Source organism: Flavobacterium circumlabens, from assembly GCF_004345565.1.
Taxonomy (GTDB): domain Bacteria; phylum Bacteroidota; class Bacteroidia; order Flavobacteriales; family Flavobacteriaceae; genus Flavobacterium; species Flavobacterium circumlabens.
In genome coordinates this window covers 124,634-145,777 of the sequence record NZ_SLWA01000005.1, presented here as the reverse complement: position 1 = coordinate 145,777, position 21,144 = coordinate 124,634, and the positions used below count along the sequence as shown (strand labels likewise).

Sequence of the window (21,144 nt, the reverse complement as noted above, 5' to 3'; positions counted from 1 at the left end):
TTATGCTGTAGCTCTGCAAATTACTTTAAAAAAAGAATACACTCTGAACTTCACCTTAAACAAAAAAGAACTTGTGCTTTTTGCAGCTCCTGTTGATACATTATGACCATGTCTTCTATATAAAACCAAATGTTCACTAATTACATACGTCTTATAGTAAAATTCCGAAATCAAAGACAGCCATAAATCATGAGGACATAATTTGACTTTTTGAGGAAATGGTATCAATTTAGGAAGTATGTTTTTATTAAAAGCCATGCAACAGCCTAAATATTTTGCCTTAATTAAATTACTCCAAAATCCTTTCGTACCGCCACCCCGCATTTCAAAAAAAGTCAAGCCGGTCGGTACTAAATTTTCATCAACAATTTTTGCATTACTCACAACAAAATCATGCTCCTTTAAAAATTCAGACATTACCTTAACTTTATTTTTTTCCCAGACATCATCCTGATCAGACAAAAAAATATGGTCTCCTGAGGCTTGCAGTATAGCGTTTTGAAAATTATTGGTATATCCTTTTTTTACATTGAAAAAAATTTTAATCCTGTTATCATTTAAAGATTTAATAATTGAGATCGTCTCATCAGTTGAATGATCATCTGAAATTATAATTTCATCATGTGATTCTAACTGAAAAAGTATAGATAAAAGCTGCTCTCTAATATATTTTTCCCCATTATATGTTGCAATACATACTGATATCATTTCATCTTAAATTTAGTATAGTTAGTAGTAATACCTTTAATTATTTATTGTAAATCCCAAAACAATTGTTACGATAATCAAGGTAACCTTTAATTATACTTTTAATTTTTGATATCTTATGGCTCTCAAACATCAGAATTTTCAAAATATCATTTATAAAAATTCTTGTCTCTATTTTTGCAAAGGTATTTGAAACATCTTTATACTTATTTCTAACATATAATCTATTTCTTGTTATGTAGTATCTCCTGATACTGGAGTGATTCGTCACAATTGCTTTTACAAAAAGAAAAGAAGTGCGTTTTGAATCTCCAAGTTCATGCTGTAATACTACATTTGGTAAATTGGCAATGCTATATCCTTCTTTTTTAAGTTTCAAACAATACTCTATATCAACATAATCTATAAATAATTTCTCTTCAAATCCACCTATTTTTTCATGAATTTTTAAATTTATAATGTTTCCCGATGTCATTACAATGATGGGCTCATTCTCTTCTTTTATAGATTTATCGTATAATTTACCATCAATTATGTAATCCGGGTAATAAAGAGCAATATTTTTATTGGTAGTACTTGATAGTAGGTCCTTTACATTATCCGTGAAATTCAGGAATTTGCTATCCTGATCCATTGTAACAATCCATTCAAGACCATTTGCCAGGGCCATCTTACATCCTATATTAAGAGCCTGCGCAATACCAAGATTTCCGTTATTAAAAACATATTGAATTTTGGGACCTAAATCAGAAAATTTATGGCCGTTTGGCTTATCCGAATTATCAATAATATAGATAAAGTTTACCCAATTAAGATAGCTACCAATATTTTCTAGAATGGTATCGTCAGGATTATATAAGACTACAACTGCAGAAAGCATATTATTAAAATTATTTATTAAAAAGATTTCATATATTAATTTGTAATCAATTTTACGTAAAACAGTACAACAAGCAAAAGTGTAAATCCTATAGAAATCACTATCATTCTGGAAAAGTAAATTGGCTTAAATGCATAGTATAGTAGTGGAATCAATATAACATCTACAATGGCATACAATTCATTTATACGAACTGCAATTGCGGGAACACTTGCAAGCAAAGGATATAACATCAGTGCGATGCAATAAATTTTCATTAAAATTGTAAAATACTTATTGTAATAAAGTATTAGATCATATTTAAATAACAAGAAATAAAATATTGCAGTTTTAGATAAAAAAACAAGATTAAAAACATTGATTGCCGTGGATTCCTGATCACCAATTTCCTGCAATTTCTGATACATTTGAATTTTCTCCTGTATTCCCGGTATCGGAATAATACCTATTAAATTTATTCCGGAAAAATAAATTAAATAGACAAAAGGAATCGAAAAAAGCATCCATTTCTTGCGAGGTTTATTTCCTAAAAACCATAATGGTAAAATTACTAAAGCAGAATAGTGAAAGGAAATTCCAAGTATTGCAAACAGCAAAAAAAGCTTCAGATTACGGTCATAAATTGGCTTAATACACAACAGTAAAAAAGAAGAGGCTATCCCTGCCCTAATCTGAGTCATTTCATGCAATATGAAAAAGTTGCTTAGATAAACCAATACAGATAAAAACCATAAACTAGTCAGTTTCTTTATGGCAATTAATTTAATTGAGACTCCCAGTATGGCAAAAATTAAAAACAAAAATAAAGGGTTGTCTCCAAAAACAGCCTCAATAAACATTGAGATAGCTACAAAAGAAGGTTCCATCACAATAAACTCCCGCTGATGAAACATTTCTACATAATTATTATAATCCCTATCAACGCCTTCTCCCCGAAAACCGGCAATGAAAATTAAAATCAGGCCCAGACATATGTACATTGCATTTTTTATCATTCTATCTTCCGGAGGAAAGAGAGAAATCATTAAAAATGTAAAAAATGTAAAAAGCAGTATTAAAATCATCTGAAGACTTAAAGTTGTTTCAATATAAAATTATGCAAATCAACAGACTCGTTTATTTCTATAATCTTTTTAGCTATATTAATGTTATTAAAACTAGCTCCTAATGGCTTTTCAATGGTATTTTTGTCAAAATCATTTATTTTAATAAAGTCATATCCCATTTTTTTATAATCTCCTATTTCTTCGGATAAAACAATTGGTACTAAACCGTAATACAAGTATTCTATTAATTTAGTGGGACAAGCTACCTTATTAACTATATTTTCGTCTCTTAATATTAAAGCATAATCTGCAGCTATGTAATCTTTCCATAAGTCGGAAGGATTCCTGCTAGTGATTGTAATAGAATCTAAGTTTACATTATTTGTCAGTAATTTATCCTCAAAAGTCTTTTTATCACCAGTAAGAATTGTATAATGAATACGTGGTGATTGATTTTTTTTAATAAATTCAATCATTAAATCAACATTTTGCCACGCTTGCGCACCGCCGCTGTATACAACCTGTATTTTCTCTTTATTTTTCTCTTTTATGCCATCTATTGTATATGTATCCTGTACGTGTAAATTATCTGGCACAATACTATAAACCAAAAAATCACCTTTAAACCATTTGTACTTTGTTTGATAATGAATTTTCATAGTATCTGTAACACAAATTGCATTCTTCAACCGTTTAAAAACCTGAGATTCTACAAATTTATAGTACGAAGCTCTAATTTTACTTTTATTAAAATATTTTTCCTCTTCCGGAACAACTCCATGTAAATCAAGGGTCAAAGAATTATTTTTTTTGGAAATCAGAATCCATAAAAAACTCAACATGTAAATAGAATGTGAATAGATATATTTATGATCTTTTATTAATTTTAATATTGTCCCGAAATGTAATAAAAGATTGAGGGAATATACATCTACTATTCCTTGCTTATAATTTTTACTTTCTTTAAAATTCCTCAATGAAACATATAAATATGTTCGTGGTGTGTTTTCCAGTAAAGTATCAATAGCTTTTACACGACTAATCATTCCGTCCTTACTATTCTCGGCTGTGGGATACGGTGCTAAAATCAGCAGTTTACTTTCCATCCAAAAATATTTTAACACAATTATAGCTTGCTAAACCATCACCATACGGATTATGTGCTTTGCTCATTTTTTCGTATAAATTATCATCTGTCAGTAAAGCGGTTGCCTGTTTAACAATTTCTTCGGTATTAGTACCTACAAGGATTACCGTTCCAGCTGCTACTGCTTCTGGTCTTTCTGTAGTATCTCTCATTACAAGTACCGGTTTTCCAAGGCTTGGTGCTTCTTCCTGAACGCCACCACTATCGGTAATTATTATTTTAGACTGTTTCATTAACCAGACAAATCCCGGATAAGCTAAAGGATCTATTAGGTTTATAGTTGGTATGTTACCCAGGATTGAAAATACAGGTTCCTTAACATTTGGATTTAAGTGAACAGGATAAATTATCTGTACATTTTGTTCTAATGCAAGCTGTCTTAAAGCATGACAAATATTTATAAAACCATCCCCAAAATTTTCTCTTCTATGCCCTGTGACAACAATTAATTCCTTTAAAGGGTCAATTATAGATTTTAAAAAACTTATTTGACTATCCTCAATATTTTCAACTTTATCTTTTGCTAATAAAAGAGCGTCAATTACGGTGTTACCGGTTACAAAGATTATTTTTTCGCTAATTCCTTCATCCAGCAGATTCTTTTTCGCTTGTTGAGTCGGAGCAAAATGCAAATCGGCCAAGCGACCGGTTAACTGTCTGTTCATCTCTTCCGGAAAGGGAGAAAATTTATTATGAGTTCTTAAACCTGCTTCTATATGACAAACTTTTGTACTTGCATAAAAAGAAGCCAAAGCAGCAGCGGTAGATGTTGTAGTATCGCCATGAACAAAAACAAAATCCGGTGTAAAGCTTTCAAGTATTGGTTTTAATCCTAAGATAACATCCGATGTCAGTTGAGATAAATTTTGACCCGGTCTCATGAGATTGAGGTCAAAATCCGGAACAATTTCAAAAAAATCTAAAACCTGATCTAACATTTCTCTATGCTGAGCAGTAACACAAACCTTTGTCTCAAATTTATCCTTATGATTTTGAAACTCCTTTACCAGTGGCGCCATTTTTATAGCTTCTGGTCTTGTTCCAAAAACGATGAGTATTTTTTTCATACATTTATTTTTCAAAGGCATTTAAGGTTTTTTTCAATTCTTCAAGATGGGACAAGCCATATTTCAAATCTGGCTCAAGATAATTACCTTCTCCCCACTCATTCCATGATTTGATAAAAGCGATACGCTTGTCTTCAGGTTTATCTTTTATTTTTTCTAATACCTGCTCAACATGTTTCCCAAAAAGTTCAGGTGTAGAATTAAGATAAACATGTCCTCCCAGGCCACTACGCGGTGTGTGATCCCAATTGGGTACGATCGAAGGCATTACATTTAAATCAGAATCTTCTATTCCGACAAAATTTTTCATTGCGTCTTTATATTGAAAAACAAACGGGAGCCTAAATATCTTTCTTTTAATTTTATCGATAGCCCTTTTTGTTATGCTTCTGCCGTATCTTACATATTCAAACAATCTTACAATATTAACAGCATCAAATCCTTTTGATAAGATCTTTTCTCTTTTTTTTATGTTTGGAGTTTGTCCGACAAAATAAATTCCTTTAAGCCCATTTTGTTTTGCCAGCTCCTGCCACAATTCAATAAAACGGGTAACATCAGGAAACTCTAACGGTTTGTATATCATAAAGAGTGGTTTATCCTCTACACGTATGTACCTTTTATCTTTAAATGCAGGCAAAAGTGCATTAAAATGCTCAGTGTAATCTTCATCTCCTAAATAAAGCTGTTCCTGCAGTGTTTCTTTTACACATGTCCCTTCGCTATTCCATAATTTAGCCATCCAGGAGTCATTTGCCCAAGCCAGACAAAATGGAAAATCCGGTTCTCCTGAATTTACAACTTCATTAAAGGGCTGCTCAATTAATCTTTTTCCGTTACCAAACCAGTAATGCCAGTAACAAAATCCTTCAACACCATGTTCTCTTGCTAAATCTGCCTGAGCTTTTCTGGTTTCCTTTAAGCGTAAATCATAATAGCCTAAATCTGCAGGAATTTTAGGCTGTTCGTGTCCTCGAAACAAACGCTTGGCTTTTCCTACATTTGTCCATTCTGTAAACCCTTTTCCCCACCACTCATCATTCTCGGGTATTGGATGAAACTGTGGTAAATAAAATGCAATTAAACGGGCTTTTGTTATCATAAATTAATTATTTTTTATAGAATCCAATAATGCTCTTAATCGGATTAATGGCAAGAGTTAATGATAAAATTGCGATTACTATTAATATCGCAATAGATTTAATTAATATAGAAAGTAGTATACTATCAATATCGATAATATATACCAAAATAAATATAGCAGTTGAGATCACCAGGATGCTAATGAAAGGCCTGATATGACTAATTTGTAATCGTGAATACCACATTGAAATGGATAACATTACAGTCATAGAAAAACTAGAGACAAGGGCTGCAACTACAAGGCCATATAAAGGAAGTAAAAATATATTCAAAACAATACTGATACCGGCACCAATAATATTAATAAGGGAATTTATCTTGGTCTTGGATTGTGCTGTAATAATAGTGCCGTATAACATACTTAGAGAAGAACTGTACACTCCAATTATTATCATTGGAACATACCAATATGCTCCATGAAATTGCGGATTTGACATTATTTGAAAAAACTCTTTTGAAAATACACTTAAGCATAAAACGCCAATAAGTAAAACGTAGACAAAGCCATTCCTTATATTTTCAAATGTTTTAATAAATCCGTCAGTCCCCCAGGTTTTAAATATAAAAGGCTCAAAAGCCTTATAAGCTCCATAAGCGAAAATATTAAGGATCAATGCCAATGTCGACGCTGTACTATAGATACCCAAATCATTTAAACTAAGATATTTGTCGATCAAAATCCTGTCAGAAATTGTTGTAACATAATAGGCTAAAGTACCCGGGACAAGTGGTAAAGAAAATAACAGAACTTCCTTTATTTGTTTAAGGCAAAGATTCCATATAATGTGTTTTCTGGAAATATATAAAAAAACAAATGCGTATATAAAATTAACCAACAGTCCCGCCAATAAAACTCCTAATGCAGAATAATTAAAATAGACTACTAACACAAGTGTTAGTACAAGTGTTATTATTCCTCTTGAAATATTGATCATGGTAAGCATTAAAGGCTTTTCCAAAAGTCTATATAATGCTGAAGGAAGTATAGAAAAAATATTAAAAAAATTTGTAAAAACACCTATTAAAATATAAGGATAAAAAGAAATATTACTTCCCAGCAATGAAAAAAAATAGGGCCCAAACAGCACAAACAATACTACAATAAACACATTAAATAAAATGACAAAAGAAGTAAGGTTTCCTAATAATTTTTTCCTTGTGATGTCATCTTCACATCTATAATAAAAAACTAAATAATAAGTATTTATACACAAAAAACCTAAGGCCAACATAAAAGTTGTAAGTGTTCCCACGTAATTTACAATACCATAATCTGCAGGAGATAAATATCGGGTAAGGATAGGGAAACTTATAAATCCAAGTAATCGGGGAACGATGTCTCCTAAAGCGTAAATTGTAGTATTCTTAACTAACTTTTTATTATCTGTCATAAAATTATTTTATCAATTCTTTTAAAATTGATATATCAAAATCCTGAATATAGTCACGAACAAGACTGTAATCTGTTAAAGCATTAAATCGTAGCATTTTTTCCAATTCATCTTCATTACATGCAATCATAACTTTTTCATCAGAACCATCAAATGGAGGAACTAACTTAAGTCCTGCCATGTTTATATTATTTTCTTCTTTAGGCTCAAATACCAGATAGTTAACACCATTTACTAAAGATTCCAATAGTACTGTAGAGGTTGCTCCTATTACCAAAGATGAGTGCTTAAGAGAATCTTCAAGAGATTCATTGTCACAAATAAAGAAATCCTGATCTAAAAAAGCATGAACCCATTGTTTATCAATCGATGGATGTGGTCTGTATCTGGCTTTTTTAACTCCCAATTTTTTTAATACTTTTTGCACTTTATATAAATACAAAACAATCATACTCTTATCGACAACGACAGTATTATCATATTCATGTTGATGCCAAAGAATTGATGATACCGGAACAATAAGTACATCTGACAAATTAGATCTTAATTCTTTATTATTAGGTATCATTTTATATTTAAGGTTTCCAATAACTTTGATTTTTGCTTCATCGAAACCTGAATTAATATAATTTTGCTTGATTTTTTCGCTCCAAACCATCAAGTAATCGGACCTATTATCTACATCTGTTGAGTATATTGCCGGTAATCCATGAGAGAAAACTAATGATGGTCTGTCAAGTTTTTTAAACACATCAATAAAATATTTGCTATAGAAATATTGATCACTACTAACTAATAAAGCTCTAAAGTCTTTTTCTCTATACTTGTCTATTAAATACTTTTGAAAGTCTTCTAATTCCTCATATAAATTTTCATTTAGATATTCATAAAAATCTTTCTTTTGAATTAAATTTTGAATTTTTTTATGCCAGTTAATTGTTTTTAAATCTCCGAAGATATTTTTTCTTCCCATTGGTTGCCAAACAGGAGAATAAGGATTAAAACCTGCGTTAGCTAACAAGTTCCTTTCAGAAAAATTTATCGTCGATAAAATATTCAGTTTTTCTGAATGTGAAGGTTTCTTAAAAATCGCATTTGAATATTGTAATAGAGACACTGTCTTCTCTTTCCAGCCTTTTTCCCTATTTCTATGATATTCTTTTGAGATATGTCTCTCTGAATTATAAATATGCCAGTCTAACTCAATTTTAAAAAAATCTATATATTTTTTTGACAATTCATTATCTAAATTGTCTCTCAAATATTTAATAAGATATGTATCCATATATAACCTCCAAAATGTGTATTTAATGATAATAAATACGGCAAAAAAAATTAAGTAATGTGTATAAAAGTACTATTTATTGGATTTAGATTATTCTTTATAACCTTTTAATTTATCCAAATTAATTTTAGCTATATATATTGAAGATCCCTTAGCAGATTCATGAGATGAATAGTAACTGATCCATAAAAAGTTCTCTTTTCTAACCATACCTGCGTATCCACAATCACCACCACTTTTTAACGTTAAAAGTCGATTATATGTTTTCTCAGCCATATCATATTCTCCCAATACAAGTTGGTCATTTTCTCTACCTGAAATTAACATATTGTTATTCCCTGTCAATAAAAAATTAGGTCCGCCAAAATTAACAATTGGTATTTCGTACAACCAATCCCAATCACTTAGAGAAGTGTTTGATCTACCTATAATTGCACTTCCATAATTTCTCCTGGCTAAAACATAAAACTGACCTTCATTACTAACTCTCAGAGTGGCCTCTGTAGGCATCTTGACAATATTTGAAAAGCTATTGGTGCTTTTAAAAAATAATCCATTGTCACTATTATATAAATCAAATATTCCGGAATAATTATATCCAACACTGTAAGCAACATTCTTGTACCATGTAACCCTCCACGGCCAGGCTTCATTACCCTTTAATTTTTCTGCGCTCGATTTCAAATTATCTAACTTAACATCTTGTAATTCGTTCCAACCCTTACCTACTGAATAGCTAGAATTGTAATCGGTAAAACCAACAACTTTTTTACCTTCAAAAGTGGTTCCATGTATGTAAAGCATTAAATTATTATCGTGAATTGAAAATTTAGGATCACGCAAATCAAATCCATCAACTTTAAATTCTCTTATAAAAGTCCATTTATCATCATTTCCTTTACTATACAATTTCACAGTACCATCAGCACCATATGCATGGCTGCTTGATTCTCGAAATACTAAAAAAAACTGATTATCAAAAAATACTAAATCTGTAAAACCTTGATGGCTATCTTGATTATCTGTAATTCTTTGAGTGATAAAACTATCATCATCATCGTAATCTTGTGAAGTACACGCCGTACACATTAGCAAACCAACAAATAAGCTGAGTAGTTTTTTTTTCATGTGAAATTATGAGTTATTTTTTAATGATATCAAAACAGTATTTAGTATATAATTTTGCTCCATCTTCATTAAAATGTTTTGCATCTACATAAAGTGAATCAGGCCATAGTCGATTATTAGCATCCACATATAATGAATTATTTTTTTTACAAATATCTCTAACCTTTTGCAAATGAATTTGAAACTTTTTCTTGTTAGCCGTACTTAATTTAGTATAAATACCTTCTCGAAAAGGAGATTCAAAAATTATAAGTTTAATTTTATTTTTTTTTGAAAAATTTTCGATACTATCCAAATAATTATACTGAATTTCATTAATTTCTCCAGACAGCCCATTACTTTTCCATCTTTCATTATTGATCAAAAAACCTTTCTTCTTATGAGTTACGCCGCCCGACTGATCAAATTGTAAACTTTCATCACACCCCTTACAACTTCTTACTTTCCTTGCAAATTCAAAATTATCAAGATAGTATTTAATACTAAAGTTTTCTAAGCTAAAAGATTTTTTATCGATCAGGAAATTTTCCACATAATCATATTTTATTTTTTTTTCATCGACATCATGTGAATAATCCCCTATGTTAGCCGATAGCAATAACTGTTTTATTTTAAAATATTTATGTAATGCCTTTAAAAAATAGTAATCGTCTTTTATAGACATGCCCCACGAAGCAGTATTTAGGAAACTATCTGATTTCAATTCTTTTTTTACTACTTCAGAGTTCAAATTGTATAACGTCATTGATGAGCCAATTGCCAAAGTATTGATATTTTTATTCTTGTTTAACAAGAACATCATTTTTTCATTAAATGAGTAGCTTTCTGAAAAATGTAATGCAGGAATGTCTTTAGCTGTAATTTTATACTTTATAACTATAATAAAGCCAAATAATGCACTTATAAAACAACTAAAAATAACAAAAATAAAAATCGTCCGTAAAAATTTTTTCATATTAAAATTGGAAGTAAATAAATTGTTCATCAGAACCTGCATAATAAAGTATCAAAAAAATTAAAACGTAATATAATCCCCACTTTAACAGTTTTGGAGTTCTTAAATTAATTTTTTGCAGAGCAAATTCATTTTCTCTCCCTAGCCATTCAATAAAAATAAAAATAAAAATTATAAAAATAAGTCTTTTTGGTATCTGTATCGCAGGCAAAGAAAATATCGTATTTGAAAAAATTCCGCCAATATATTGAAATGCATGAATAAGACTTTCTGCTCTGAAAAATATCCAAACAAAAACTACTAAAAGAAATGTAGAGCACATTTGGAATAACTCTTTAAATGTAGGCAACAAACTACCTTTTGCCACTATTTCTAGGTTAGCCCTGTTAGTATGGTTGACAATAGAAGGCATCATTAGTAAAGCATTTAATCCACCCCAGACAATAAAAGTCCAATTAGCGCCATGCCAAAAACCACTGACTAAAAAAATTGCAAACGTATTTCGGATTCTTATCCAGGTGCCACCTCTTCCTCCACCAAGTGGGATATATAAGTAATCTCTAAACCATGTTGATAGTGAAATATGCCATCTTCTCCAAAACTCAGCTATATCTCTTGAAAAATATGGAAACGCAAAATTTTTCAAAAGCTCAAAACCAAATAATCTTGCTACACCAAGTGCTATATCAGAATATCCTGAAAAATCACCATAAATTTGTAAAGCAAAAAAAACAGCCCCTATCAATAAAGTACTTCCAGAATAATTTTCAGAATTATTAAATACCATATTTGCATATTGGGCACATTGATCTGCAATTACAACTTTTTTAAATAAACCCCAAAGAATTTGCCTTAAACCAGAAATAGCATTTTCATAATTGAATATTCTTTGATTTTTTATTTGAGGAAGAAGGTGTGTTGCCCTTTCAATTGGGCCAGCTACTAATAAAGGAAAGAAACTGACAAATAGAGAATAATCGATAAAATTTCTTTCTTCTTTTATTTTATTCTGATAACAGTCAATTACATAAGATAAGCCGTGGAATGTATAAAATGAAATACCTACAGGTAAAATAATATTTAAAGTCCATGTATTTATATGGAATCCAAAATTAGAGATTGCACTGGAAAATGATTCAGCAAAAAAATTATAATACTTAAAAATCCCTAAAAAACCCAGATTTATGGAAATGCTTAACCAAAACCAAAACTTCTTAATTCGATCATTTTTTGCATTTGACATTGCTATAGCTGAATAGAAATCTAAGAGTGTTGAGAAAACTAATAGAAATAAAAACCTCCAATCCCAACAAGCATAAAAATAATAACTTGCTCCCAGTAATAAGAAATTTTGAAATTTTAAAGACTTATTAGTTACAAACCAATATAAAATAAAAATAATTGGCAAAAAAACAGCAAAACTAATCGAATTAAAAAGCATTCAAAATATTTATTTAATTTATAAAATTCATCTCATTTCGTTCTTTTTGATTATTCACTCAAAAACTTCAAATAACCTCATTATTATACTTGAAATTGGAACTTCATTAAAAGAAACATTTATTTTAATCTTTAACCCACAATATGATTTTCATCTTATATTGGAGGAAAATCTAAGACAGTATGTCTTTCAATAATTGATATTTTAACTCTGCCAGCTTAAAATCAACCATATTGTCAATGTCCTGAACTTCGGTATCGTCCAAAACATAACCATAACTTTTATTCATGTAAAGCTTTTTACTCTCCTTTAAAGAATCACTATTAAACCAATACCATTGTCCTGCATCATGATACAGAGTCTTTAAATCCTGTGACCGGGAATTATAAAATTCAGGCCACTGCATTGTTACCAGATTTTGACTATCTAAATCTATTCCTCTCCAAACTGGAAAGCTAAATGCAACAACCGGAAATACTGAATCGTAATTATTTACCTCCAATAAACGATTCCCTTCTATTAATTGACTTATCTGAGTCAAAGGAGATGTTGGATATATGCAACATGCTGTTTTAATATCAATATTAAACTCCTTTTTATATTTATCAATAACTTCCAGTAAAACATCCGCTGTGGCTGCAAGATCGTCAGAATTTTCTGAAGAACGTAAAAAGGGTACTTTCGCACCATAATTAACTGCAATATCAGCTATTTCTTCATCATCTGTTGAAACCATTACCTCATCAAATAAGCCACTTTGTAAAGCAACTTCAATCGAATAAGCAATTATGGGTTTACCAAAAAAATCTTTAATATTTTTTCTCGGTATTCTTTTACTTCCACCCCTTGCGGGTATTATAGCAATTTTTTTTTCCATTCTTAAAACTCAGACTTTAACAATGATATAATAAATGAGTCCCAATACTTACCTTCAGCAAAAGCATTTTGTCTCAATTTACCATCAACTTTAAAATTAAATCGGTCTTTGAAAAAGTCAATTTTTTTTAAATCATATTCATAAAGCTCCATCCATATTTTATTTAAATTTAAATCCTCAAAGCCATATTTTATAAGAGTATTTGCAGCATCAAAAGCATACACTTCATCTATATAAAGATTGTTATAACCAATATAAAATGAAAAGTCACTAGATCTGTTGATCCAGTTTGTATACAAAAGGCCACATGCCCCTATTGGTTCATTATTTTTTAAATCTACAATAACAAACATAAAATCATTTGGATTACTGTAGGTTCTATTAAACCAGTTTTCTTGATTTTGTAAATTAAGCTCCTTATGTTCTCTAAAGTTTTTCCTAAAATCAGGATTATTTCGCCAATCACGTAGAAAAACTAAATCCTCTTTTTCAAGGGCGCGTAAGCCAGTTATTTTTCCTTTTAACATATTTTTATTGAATATGATTTTTTGTAATGTGTTCTCCTTCTCCAATTGAACGAGTCAATTTCTTTCCTAAAAGATCTTTCAACTGATAAGGTGCAAAACCATCTTCTGTTATAGGTCTGAGAGCCTCTAAATCTCCTTCGGTAATTACATGACCAATTTCATAATTGGCAGTAGAACGTAAAGATCTCCTTTGAACAACTAAAGATTTTTTTTCATTTTCTTCAATCCTTTTTATACCGTCACCTAATGCATAATAGACCTCATTAGCGTTTTCGACCATTTCTCTCCAGGACTTTGGATTCATTGCAAATTTATGATCCGGTCCCTCATTTTCATTATTATCAGTAAAATGTTTTTCGATAACTACAGCACCCAATGCTACAGCTCCTAAAACTGTTGCATGCCCAAAAGTGTGATCGGATAATCCCAGAATTACATTAGGAAATCTAAGTGCAAAATTTTTAAGAACGTTTAAATTGACATACTTAAATTTATCTTTATCCACAGTGTAATTTGTATTACATTGCATCAAGACTACGTCATCAGTAATTGCTTCAATTGCATTCATTGCTCTAACTACATCTGTCATTTCTGATGCACCTGTTGCAAGTAAAACAGGTTTATTTTTTTTTGCTATATATTCTAAAATTTCAACCCATGTAATATCACCTGATCCTATTTTATATAAATCAACATATGGATCAACCTCATCAACTGATTCAAAATCATACGCGCTTGTAAAAAAATCAATTCCAACTTCGTCACATTTCGCTTTTAATAATGGCGTCCAATCCCAAGATAAACTTGCATCTTCATATACTTCATAAACACTTTTTTTCCATGAAGCCTGATGCGACAACTGAGAGCCTAAGTTTTCAAAACCCACTTTGCTGACAATCTTAGAAGCCTGAAAATTTTGAAATTTTGCAGCATCAGCGCCTGCCTCTTTTGCCAATTCTATTAATCTATATGCTTTTTCCAGACTACCATCATGATTAGCGCCTATATCAGCAATGAAATATAGCGGTTCACCATTACCAATAACTCTATTTCCAAATTTAATTTTTTTACTCATTTTTTAAATCTTTTTTTAACATAGAAAAACCTTTATTTATTGAGAAATCAAAAGTTTTAATTGCTTTATGAATTTTAGAATTGTTTAAGGTTGTATTTAATGCTCTTTTTGCAATAAGATCAGTTTGCTTAAAAATAACTGGTTTTATTAAATCTGAAGAAAAACCAAATTCTCGTGCTATTTTTTGCAGAAAATCATATTTTGATATTTTATCATCACACGAAGTATTATAAACTCCAAACTCTATATCTTTTTCAACTATTTGTTCGATTAACTCCGCTAATTGCCCAACATATAATGGATTAAAAAACATATTAGCAAATCCATTTAGTTCAATTCCCTTGTTTAGCTCAGAATATCCCCATTCAAAAAGTGAATTTTTTATTGGTTTGTTAAATCCATAAATATTTGTCCTTAAAATATAATAACTTGGAGTACATTCTTTAACAGCATTCTCACCTAAAAACTTTGTTTCGGCATAATAATTTAGAGGATTTACTTTTGAATTTTCAAGATAATCACCATTATCACCATCAAAAACAGAGTCAGTAGATATATATATATACTTTTTTGCTTTCAATATTGAGAAGACATTCATAGTAGCCTCAACATTTGATTTATAAGCTAAATCTCTATCTTTTTCGCATAAATTTACATTTACTTCAGCCGAACAATGAATAATAGCATCAAAAAAAATGTGATCAATTGAGTTCACAAAATCTGCTGAAGACAAATCACCATAAAACATGGTTACTCCAGAAACTGAATAATCAACTTTTCTTGAAATACCGTATACATGATATTTTTCAGATTTTAGAAAACTTCTACATACAGATTTGCCAAGCATACCACTAACACCTGTAATTAGAACATTTTTATTCATTTTTTAAATTTCAAAATTTGCATCAACATGCTCTTTTATTAACCCCCTTAAAGAATTAACAGTTTCCCAATCTTCGTTTGAGCCTGAATTATAATTAAATCCTTCCTCAACTTTTACTGCTTTAAAATGATTTAAGAACTCTTCTATTTTAAATTTTGGAACGGAAGGTAGTATTGTATAATATTTCCCAAGATCATACGTGTAAAAAGAATCTGATGCTGTAATCATTTCTTCATGTATTTTTTCACCTGGTCTAATTCCAACTACTTCAATTGGGCAATCTGGTGCGATTGCTTCTGCAACATCAGTAATTTTATAAGACGGTATTTTAGGTATGAAGATTTCTCCACCCCATGCGTGTTCCATAGCATGCATGACCATATCTACCCCTCCCTGAAGAGAGATATTAAAGCGTGTCATTGCTAAATCTGTAATTGGTAACTTCCCTTCTTTCTTTTTATTAATAAAAAAAGGAATTACAGAACCATTAGATCCCATAACATTTCCATATCTTACTACTGAAAATTTTATAGGATTAAAACCTTTTATATTATTAGCTGCAACAAATAACTTATCTGATGTTAGCTTAGTTGCGCCATAAAGATTAATAGGAGCGCAAGCTTTATCTGTTGACAATGCAACTACATTTTGTACATTAGTCTGCATTGCTGCATGAATTACATTTTGAGCACCACCAATATTTGTTTTAATACATTCATCAGGATTATATTCTGCTAAATGAACATGTTTCATAGCCGCTGCATGAATAACATAGTCTACTCCCTGAAAAGCTCTAATCAATCTTTGCTCATCTCTAACATCACCTAGTAAAAAACGTATTTGCGGATATTTATCTGTAGGATATTCTTGTGCCATCTGAAACTGTTTTTGCTCGTCTCTTGAAAAGATAATCACTTTTTTAACTGATGGATAAGTTTTAAAAATATGCTTTGTCAAGGCCTTACCCAAAGAACCAGTTCCTCCGGTTATAAGTATCGTTTTATTATTTAACATATGTAATTGTTATAAGTATTTATAAATATATTTAAAGTAACTGCTTAAATATCCGTTTAATAATGAGATAAATTAAAATCAAAAATCCTCCTAGAAATCCCCCTAGAATTATTCCCTTCATCTTTCCAAATCGTTCTTTTGACAAAGGCAAAATTGGACGATCAATAACCTGAATTAAAGGTGTATCTCTTCGTAAAGTTACTTTTGCCAATTCAGTTTGCTTAACAAGTTCTGTTAATATTGCTGTATTTGCCTGTACATCAACTTGCCTTCTCATGGAAGGGGCGCGCCGTACATTAAGTGCCGGATTCAAATTAAAAGTATTATCGTTAGCAGCAGCTACACCTGTAATAGCGCCATTTAATTCACCCCGAATTGAATCTGTTTGCTTTTGTAAAATTGCCATATTTAAACGTGCTTTTTTACTTTTGGTTTTAATATAAAAATCAGAAACCTCTTTTGCCAATGCCTCACAAAAATACTTGGCAAACAATTCATTAGTTGAAGAAACATCAATATTAATTATAGAAACTTTTTTGTCTTTTTGTCCAACAGATAAACTAGATTTAGACAGATTACTGTACATAGCACCGATTATACTGTCCTGTATTCTGGAAAAGTTTTTTCTATCGCTATTTGGTAAAAATTGAATTGAAGTTAGTTTAGAATTTTCTCTCCAGTTATCTCTCCATTTATTGTTCTGAATATACATTTCTGCTAAAGAAATAACTTTGCCGTCCACATTTACCGGAGACAATAATGTTTTTTCAACCATCGATCTGGATTTAAACAATTCTGTCAAATTTGACCCGGTGAAAATTCCTCCCCCACTACCCCCTAAATCTAATCCAAGTGTGCTGGCAAGTCCTAATGCACTTCCGATTCCGCCGACTCCTTTTTCGTCTTCAAGTGCAAACGATAAATTAGCGGTATAAATAGGTTTTTTAGTGAAAGAATATGTTAATCCTATAACAGCACCAATTAGTCCGGCCAAAAATATCTTTTTCCACTGCGACCATAAAAAACTATACCAGTCCTTAGCTTTTTCGATTAACTCTTTTAACGATATTTCATCGTTGCTTATTGGTTTAATATCCATAATTATTTAAAAGCAGTAACAATTAATAATGCTAAACTTGTTAGAACACTTCCAATACTTACCCACTCCCCGGTACTCATTTTCTTAGTTTCAGGTTTTTCCGGAACAACTATTTGAGAGTCTGGCTCTACAGTAGGATATGATCTAAAAAATAAAAATGATTTCGTTACATCAGCTTTTCCATTAGGATATATTATATAAGCTTTTCTTTTCCAGCCTTTATTGTTTACTCCACCTACTGCATTAATATAATATCTAAATCCTTTTCCATTTCTGTAAGGAATTTCAGATGTTAATAAGACATTACCTGTTACTTTTACTCCTTCATTATAAACTGCTACCTGAATTTCGTCACCTGGAAATAAAGTAACATTAGAATAATGATTTTTATCTTTTTGTATTTTTTCCCAATTAATTGGAATAGTTGAAAACTTTAAGTCTTCCAATTGTTCTTTTAAAGAATCATTTTTAGACAGATTTAAATTTATACTTTCTAGTTTATCAATTTCTTCTTGTTTAATAGGCCTCTTGATTTTCATTCCTTCAATATTAGAAATAGAAGTTAACCCTCCAGCTCTCATAACTATATCATATACTTTTTCCTTTTTGTTTGCTAAAACATATTTTCCAGGATAAGCTACAGCGCCGGAAATTAAAACCATTTGTGGTTTTTCATAAACAGCAATTCTTCGAATATTTATGACATCAAAAGGCTTTAGAATAAAATTCTTGGTTTGTTCATTATTGTCTGCAGTAATTTCAAGTTCTACTAATTCAATTCGTTTTGGATCAGAATCATCTATTACATCCGATTTTACCATTCTTGCAATTTCAACTCTTTTAGAAGCAGAACCAGTTAAACCTCCAACTTGTGCAATTAAATCATTTAAAGTTAAGTTATCAAAATAATCATATGTACCAGGCTTTTTTACTTCTCCGTCGATAGTGACTTTATACTCTTCTCTGAAATCCAGAATAGAATAAACTGTTACTATATCTTCTCTTTTTAATTCAATGTCCGCATTTGTATCACCGGATAAGGCAGCACTTAAATCTATATTTACTATTTCTGTAGTTAAATCAGATTTTAAACGAATAATTCTTGCCCTTTTGCTGTAAGCATCTTCCTTAAGTCCTTCAGCTCTTGTAATAAGATCTGAAACTCTCATACCTTCCATGTAAGAGTAATAATCAGGTCTAAAAACAGCCCCCTCTATTTTGATACGATTTTCAAATCGGCTTAAAATTTTCGTCACTTTAAAAACATCTCCTGATTGTGGATTATAAGTACTAAACTCACTTTCGTTTATATCATGAACTTTAAATTCTTTACCTGTTTTTTGCACAACATTTACAGAAGCAGTGTATGCAAATTCATTAAATCCTGAAGCAAAATTTAATAGATCAGAAAACGTTTCTCCTTTTTTCATCTCAAAAATACCAGGGCGCTTTACTTCTCCTTCAACTGTTACTCTTTGGCTATATGCTGGAATTCTAATCACATCATTATCCTTTAAGCTAACATTATCAGATTGGTCTCCTTTAACTAAAAACCTATAAATATCTATATTTTTAAAAACTTTATTATTTCTAATTAATTCGATATTTCTATAACTCCCATTTTTTCCCGGACCACCAGCTAAATGTAAAGCATTGTATACTGTAGCTAAGGATGAGATTGAATAATTACCAGGTTGTTTACCTCCAACTACTGTTATTTTAATAGTTCGTATTTGACTTAAACTAATACTTACCTGAGATTGTCCAGATCTAACCGTACTATATACTTTAGCAATTGCTGCTTTTATTTTTTGGGTCGCAGCTTCAATTGACATTCCTGAAACGGCTATTTGTCCAACATTTTGAATTGATATTTTCCCTTCAACACTTACTGGGATGCTTGCATTATATTCCTGAACGCCATATACGCTTACTTGTAATTCATCTCCAGGCCCCAACATATAATTCATTGGAGTTGCTAATTTTAAATCTGGTTCAAAATTAAGAGTAGGATTATCAAAAAGCTCTGAACCAAAAATTAATGAGTTAGCTGAATCTTTGACTTTTTCATTAATAATTTTGACTTGTTTTCGATCAGATTCATTTGAGTTCTCCTGAATTTTTGGCCTATTAGTAAATTTACCTGCATATTCATTAAGCCTTGACTTCAGTTTATCGTATTCTGTCTGACTCATTCCCTTGGAAAGTGCCATTGATTCAACTTGTTCGATCGTAGTATTATTGCTTTTTAATTGTGCATCAATTTTAGCTATATCGCTATCTGTCAAATAATCTACATTTACTGTACTTAAATCTTTAGACCTAAGGATATCTTGAGCATTAACATGTAAGGAAGTAAGTAAAAGAATAAACAGAGTAAGAACGTATATTATTTTTTTCATATTAAATATATTTGATACAAATAAATCTATGAGTATTGTTTTTTATAATAATCTTTATAAGAGCCTGAAGTTACATTCTGTAGCCATTCTTCATTTTCAAGATACCAATTTATTGTTTTTTCTAACCCTTCTTCAAAAGTCACCGAAGGTTTCCATCCTAGTTCTTTGTTAATCTTAGATGCATCAATTGCGTATCTCAAATCATGACCTGGCCTGTCTTTTACGTAAGTTATTAGTTCTTGAGAAGTACCTTCAGCTCTTCCTAATTTTTGATCCATGATCTGGCATAGTAATTTAACCAAATCTATATTTTTCCACTCATTGAATCCTCCAATATTATAAGTTTCATGGTTATTCCCATTATGAAAAACCAAATCTATTGCAATAGCATGATCTTCTACAAAAAGCCAGTCGCGCGTATAATTTCCATCTCCATAAACGGGTAATGGCTTATTATTTATAATATTGTTTATGAAAAGAGGAATTAATTTTTCAGGAAAGTGATACGAGCCATAATTATTAGAGCAGTTAGTTAAAACATAAGGTAAGCCATATGTTTCTCCATAAGCTCTCACAAAGTGATCTGAACTTGCTTTTGATGCAGAATAAGGTGAATTAGGGTCATATGCTGTAGTTTCAGTAAAAAGGCCTTCAGCTCCCAGAGAACCGTAAACTTCATCTGTACTTATATGATAAAATCTTTTATTTGTAAAATCATCCTTCCATTGATTTTTTGCAGCATTTAACAAATTCATAGTACCAATAACATTTGTTTTCACAAAAGCCAAGGGATCTTCGATAGAACGATCTACATGGGATTCTGCTGCTAAGTGTAATATTCCATCAAAATTATAATTTAGGAATAATTCGTTGATAAATGCTTCATCCACGATATCTCCTTTAACAAAATGATAATTTGGGTGGTTTTCAATATCTTTTATATTTTCCAGATTCCCTGCATAAGTCAAAGCATCTAAATTAAAAATTTGATAATCTGGATATCTATTTACGAAACGTCTAACTACATGCGATCCAATAAAACCGGCACCACCTGTTATAAGTATTTTTTTCATTTT

19 protein-coding genes are annotated in these 21,144 nt (G+C 30.6%); all 19 read right to left on the bottom strand.

The window, feature by feature from the left end:
- The 19 genes from EV142_RS13445 to rfbB all read right to left on the bottom strand — a co-directional run bounded on the left by EV142_RS13445 (position 1) and on the right by rfbB (position 21,141).
- Positions 1-708 (bottom strand): glycosyltransferase family 2 protein, encoded by a 708-nt coding sequence (locus tag EV142_RS13445; protein ID WP_132036385.1) that lies wholly within the window; start codon positions 706-708, stop codon positions 1-3.
- A 40-nt stretch (positions 709-748) separates the two neighbouring features.
- Positions 749-1,588 carry a glycosyltransferase family 2 protein gene (locus EV142_RS13440; protein ID WP_132036384.1) on the bottom strand — a complete coding sequence of 280 codons (840 nt, stop codon included), beginning with the start codon at positions 1,586-1,588 and terminating at the stop codon, positions 749-751.
- Between the two features lie 35 nt (positions 1,589-1,623).
- Entirely contained in the window at positions 1,624-2,568 is a 945-nt protein-coding gene (locus EV142_RS13435) for an EpsG family protein (protein ID WP_158286330.1), read from the bottom strand.
- Positions 2,569-2,660: 92 nt separating this feature from the next.
- Positions 2,661-3,740 carry a glycosyltransferase family protein gene (locus EV142_RS13430; RefSeq protein ID WP_132036382.1) on the bottom strand — a complete coding sequence of 360 codons (1,080 nt, stop codon included), beginning with the start codon at positions 3,738-3,740 and terminating at the stop codon, positions 2,661-2,663.
- The gene (wecB, locus tag EV142_RS13425; RefSeq protein ID WP_132036381.1) at positions 3,730-4,848 is read right to left on the bottom strand and encodes a non-hydrolyzing UDP-N-acetylglucosamine 2-epimerase; all 1,119 of its coding nucleotides are present in this window, start codon (positions 4,846-4,848) and stop codon (positions 3,730-3,732) included. Before wecB ends, EV142_RS13430 begins: the two co-directional genes overlap by 11 nt.
- Positions 4,849-4,852: 4 nt before the next feature.
- On the bottom strand, positions 4,853-5,950 hold the full coding sequence (locus EV142_RS13420; protein WP_132036380.1) for a glycosyltransferase WbsX family protein: 1,098 nt from the start codon (positions 5,948-5,950) through the stop codon (positions 4,853-4,855).
- 7 nt (positions 5,951-5,957) lie between these two features.
- A complete protein-coding gene (locus EV142_RS13415) occupies positions 5,958-7,382 on the bottom strand; it encodes a lipopolysaccharide biosynthesis protein (RefSeq protein WP_132036379.1) in 1,425 nt (474 codons plus the stop codon).
- A 4-nt stretch (positions 7,383-7,386) separates the two neighbouring features.
- Positions 7,387-8,643, bottom strand: a complete 1,257-nt coding sequence (locus tag EV142_RS13410; protein WP_132036378.1) for a hypothetical protein — start codon at positions 8,641-8,643, stop codon at positions 7,387-7,389.
- Between the two features lie 114 nt (positions 8,644-8,757).
- Entirely contained in the window at positions 8,758-9,795 is a 1,038-nt protein-coding gene (locus EV142_RS13405) for a hypothetical protein (RefSeq protein WP_132036377.1), read from the bottom strand.
- A 13-nt stretch (positions 9,796-9,808) separates the two neighbouring features.
- Positions 9,809-10,750, bottom strand: coding sequence for a hypothetical protein (locus EV142_RS13400; RefSeq protein ID WP_132036376.1), 942 nt, complete (start codon positions 10,748-10,750; stop codon positions 9,809-9,811).
- Position 10,751: 1 nt separating this feature from the next.
- The gene (locus tag EV142_RS13395) at positions 10,752-12,191 is read right to left on the bottom strand and encodes an MBOAT family O-acyltransferase (protein ID WP_132036375.1); all 1,440 of its coding nucleotides are present in this window, start codon (positions 12,189-12,191) and stop codon (positions 10,752-10,754) included.
- A gap of 172 nt (positions 12,192-12,363) precedes the next feature.
- The gene (gene pseF, locus EV142_RS13390) at positions 12,364-13,068 is read right to left on the bottom strand and encodes a pseudaminic acid cytidylyltransferase (RefSeq protein WP_132036374.1); all 705 of its coding nucleotides are present in this window, start codon (positions 13,066-13,068) and stop codon (positions 12,364-12,366) included.
- A gap of 2 nt (positions 13,069-13,070) precedes the next feature.
- The gene (locus EV142_RS13385) at positions 13,071-13,595 is read right to left on the bottom strand and encodes a GNAT family N-acetyltransferase (RefSeq protein WP_132036373.1); all 525 of its coding nucleotides are present in this window, start codon (positions 13,593-13,595) and stop codon (positions 13,071-13,073) included.
- A 4-nt stretch (positions 13,596-13,599) separates the two neighbouring features.
- Positions 13,600-14,670, bottom strand: coding sequence for an N-acetylneuraminate synthase family protein (locus tag EV142_RS13380; RefSeq protein WP_132036372.1), 1,071 nt, complete (start codon positions 14,668-14,670; stop codon positions 13,600-13,602).
- Positions 14,663-15,553, bottom strand: a complete 891-nt coding sequence (locus tag EV142_RS13375) for an SDR family oxidoreductase (RefSeq protein ID WP_132036371.1) — start codon at positions 15,551-15,553, stop codon at positions 14,663-14,665. The genes EV142_RS13380 and EV142_RS13375 overlap by 8 nt, the downstream gene beginning before the upstream one ends.
- 3 nt (positions 15,554-15,556) lie before the next feature.
- The gene (pseB, locus tag EV142_RS13370; RefSeq protein WP_132036370.1) at positions 15,557-16,567 is read right to left on the bottom strand and encodes a UDP-N-acetylglucosamine 4,6-dehydratase (inverting); all 1,011 of its coding nucleotides are present in this window, start codon (positions 16,565-16,567) and stop codon (positions 15,557-15,559) included.
- A 31-nt stretch (positions 16,568-16,598) separates the two neighbouring features.
- Positions 16,599-17,666: a Wzz/FepE/Etk N-terminal domain-containing protein gene (locus tag EV142_RS13365; RefSeq protein WP_132036369.1), complete on the bottom strand. Its 1,068-nt coding sequence runs from the start codon at positions 17,664-17,666 to the stop codon at positions 16,599-16,601.
- A 2-nt stretch (positions 17,667-17,668) separates the two neighbouring features.
- Complete coding sequence (locus EV142_RS13360; RefSeq protein ID WP_132036368.1) at positions 17,669-20,068, bottom strand: SLBB domain-containing protein; 2,400 nt, start codon at positions 20,066-20,068, stop codon at positions 17,669-17,671.
- A 26-nt stretch (positions 20,069-20,094) separates the two neighbouring features.
- The gene (gene rfbB / locus EV142_RS13355) at positions 20,095-21,141 is read right to left on the bottom strand and encodes a dTDP-glucose 4,6-dehydratase (RefSeq protein WP_132036367.1); all 1,047 of its coding nucleotides are present in this window, start codon (positions 21,139-21,141) and stop codon (positions 20,095-20,097) included.
- Positions 21,142-21,144: the final 3 nt, after the last annotated feature.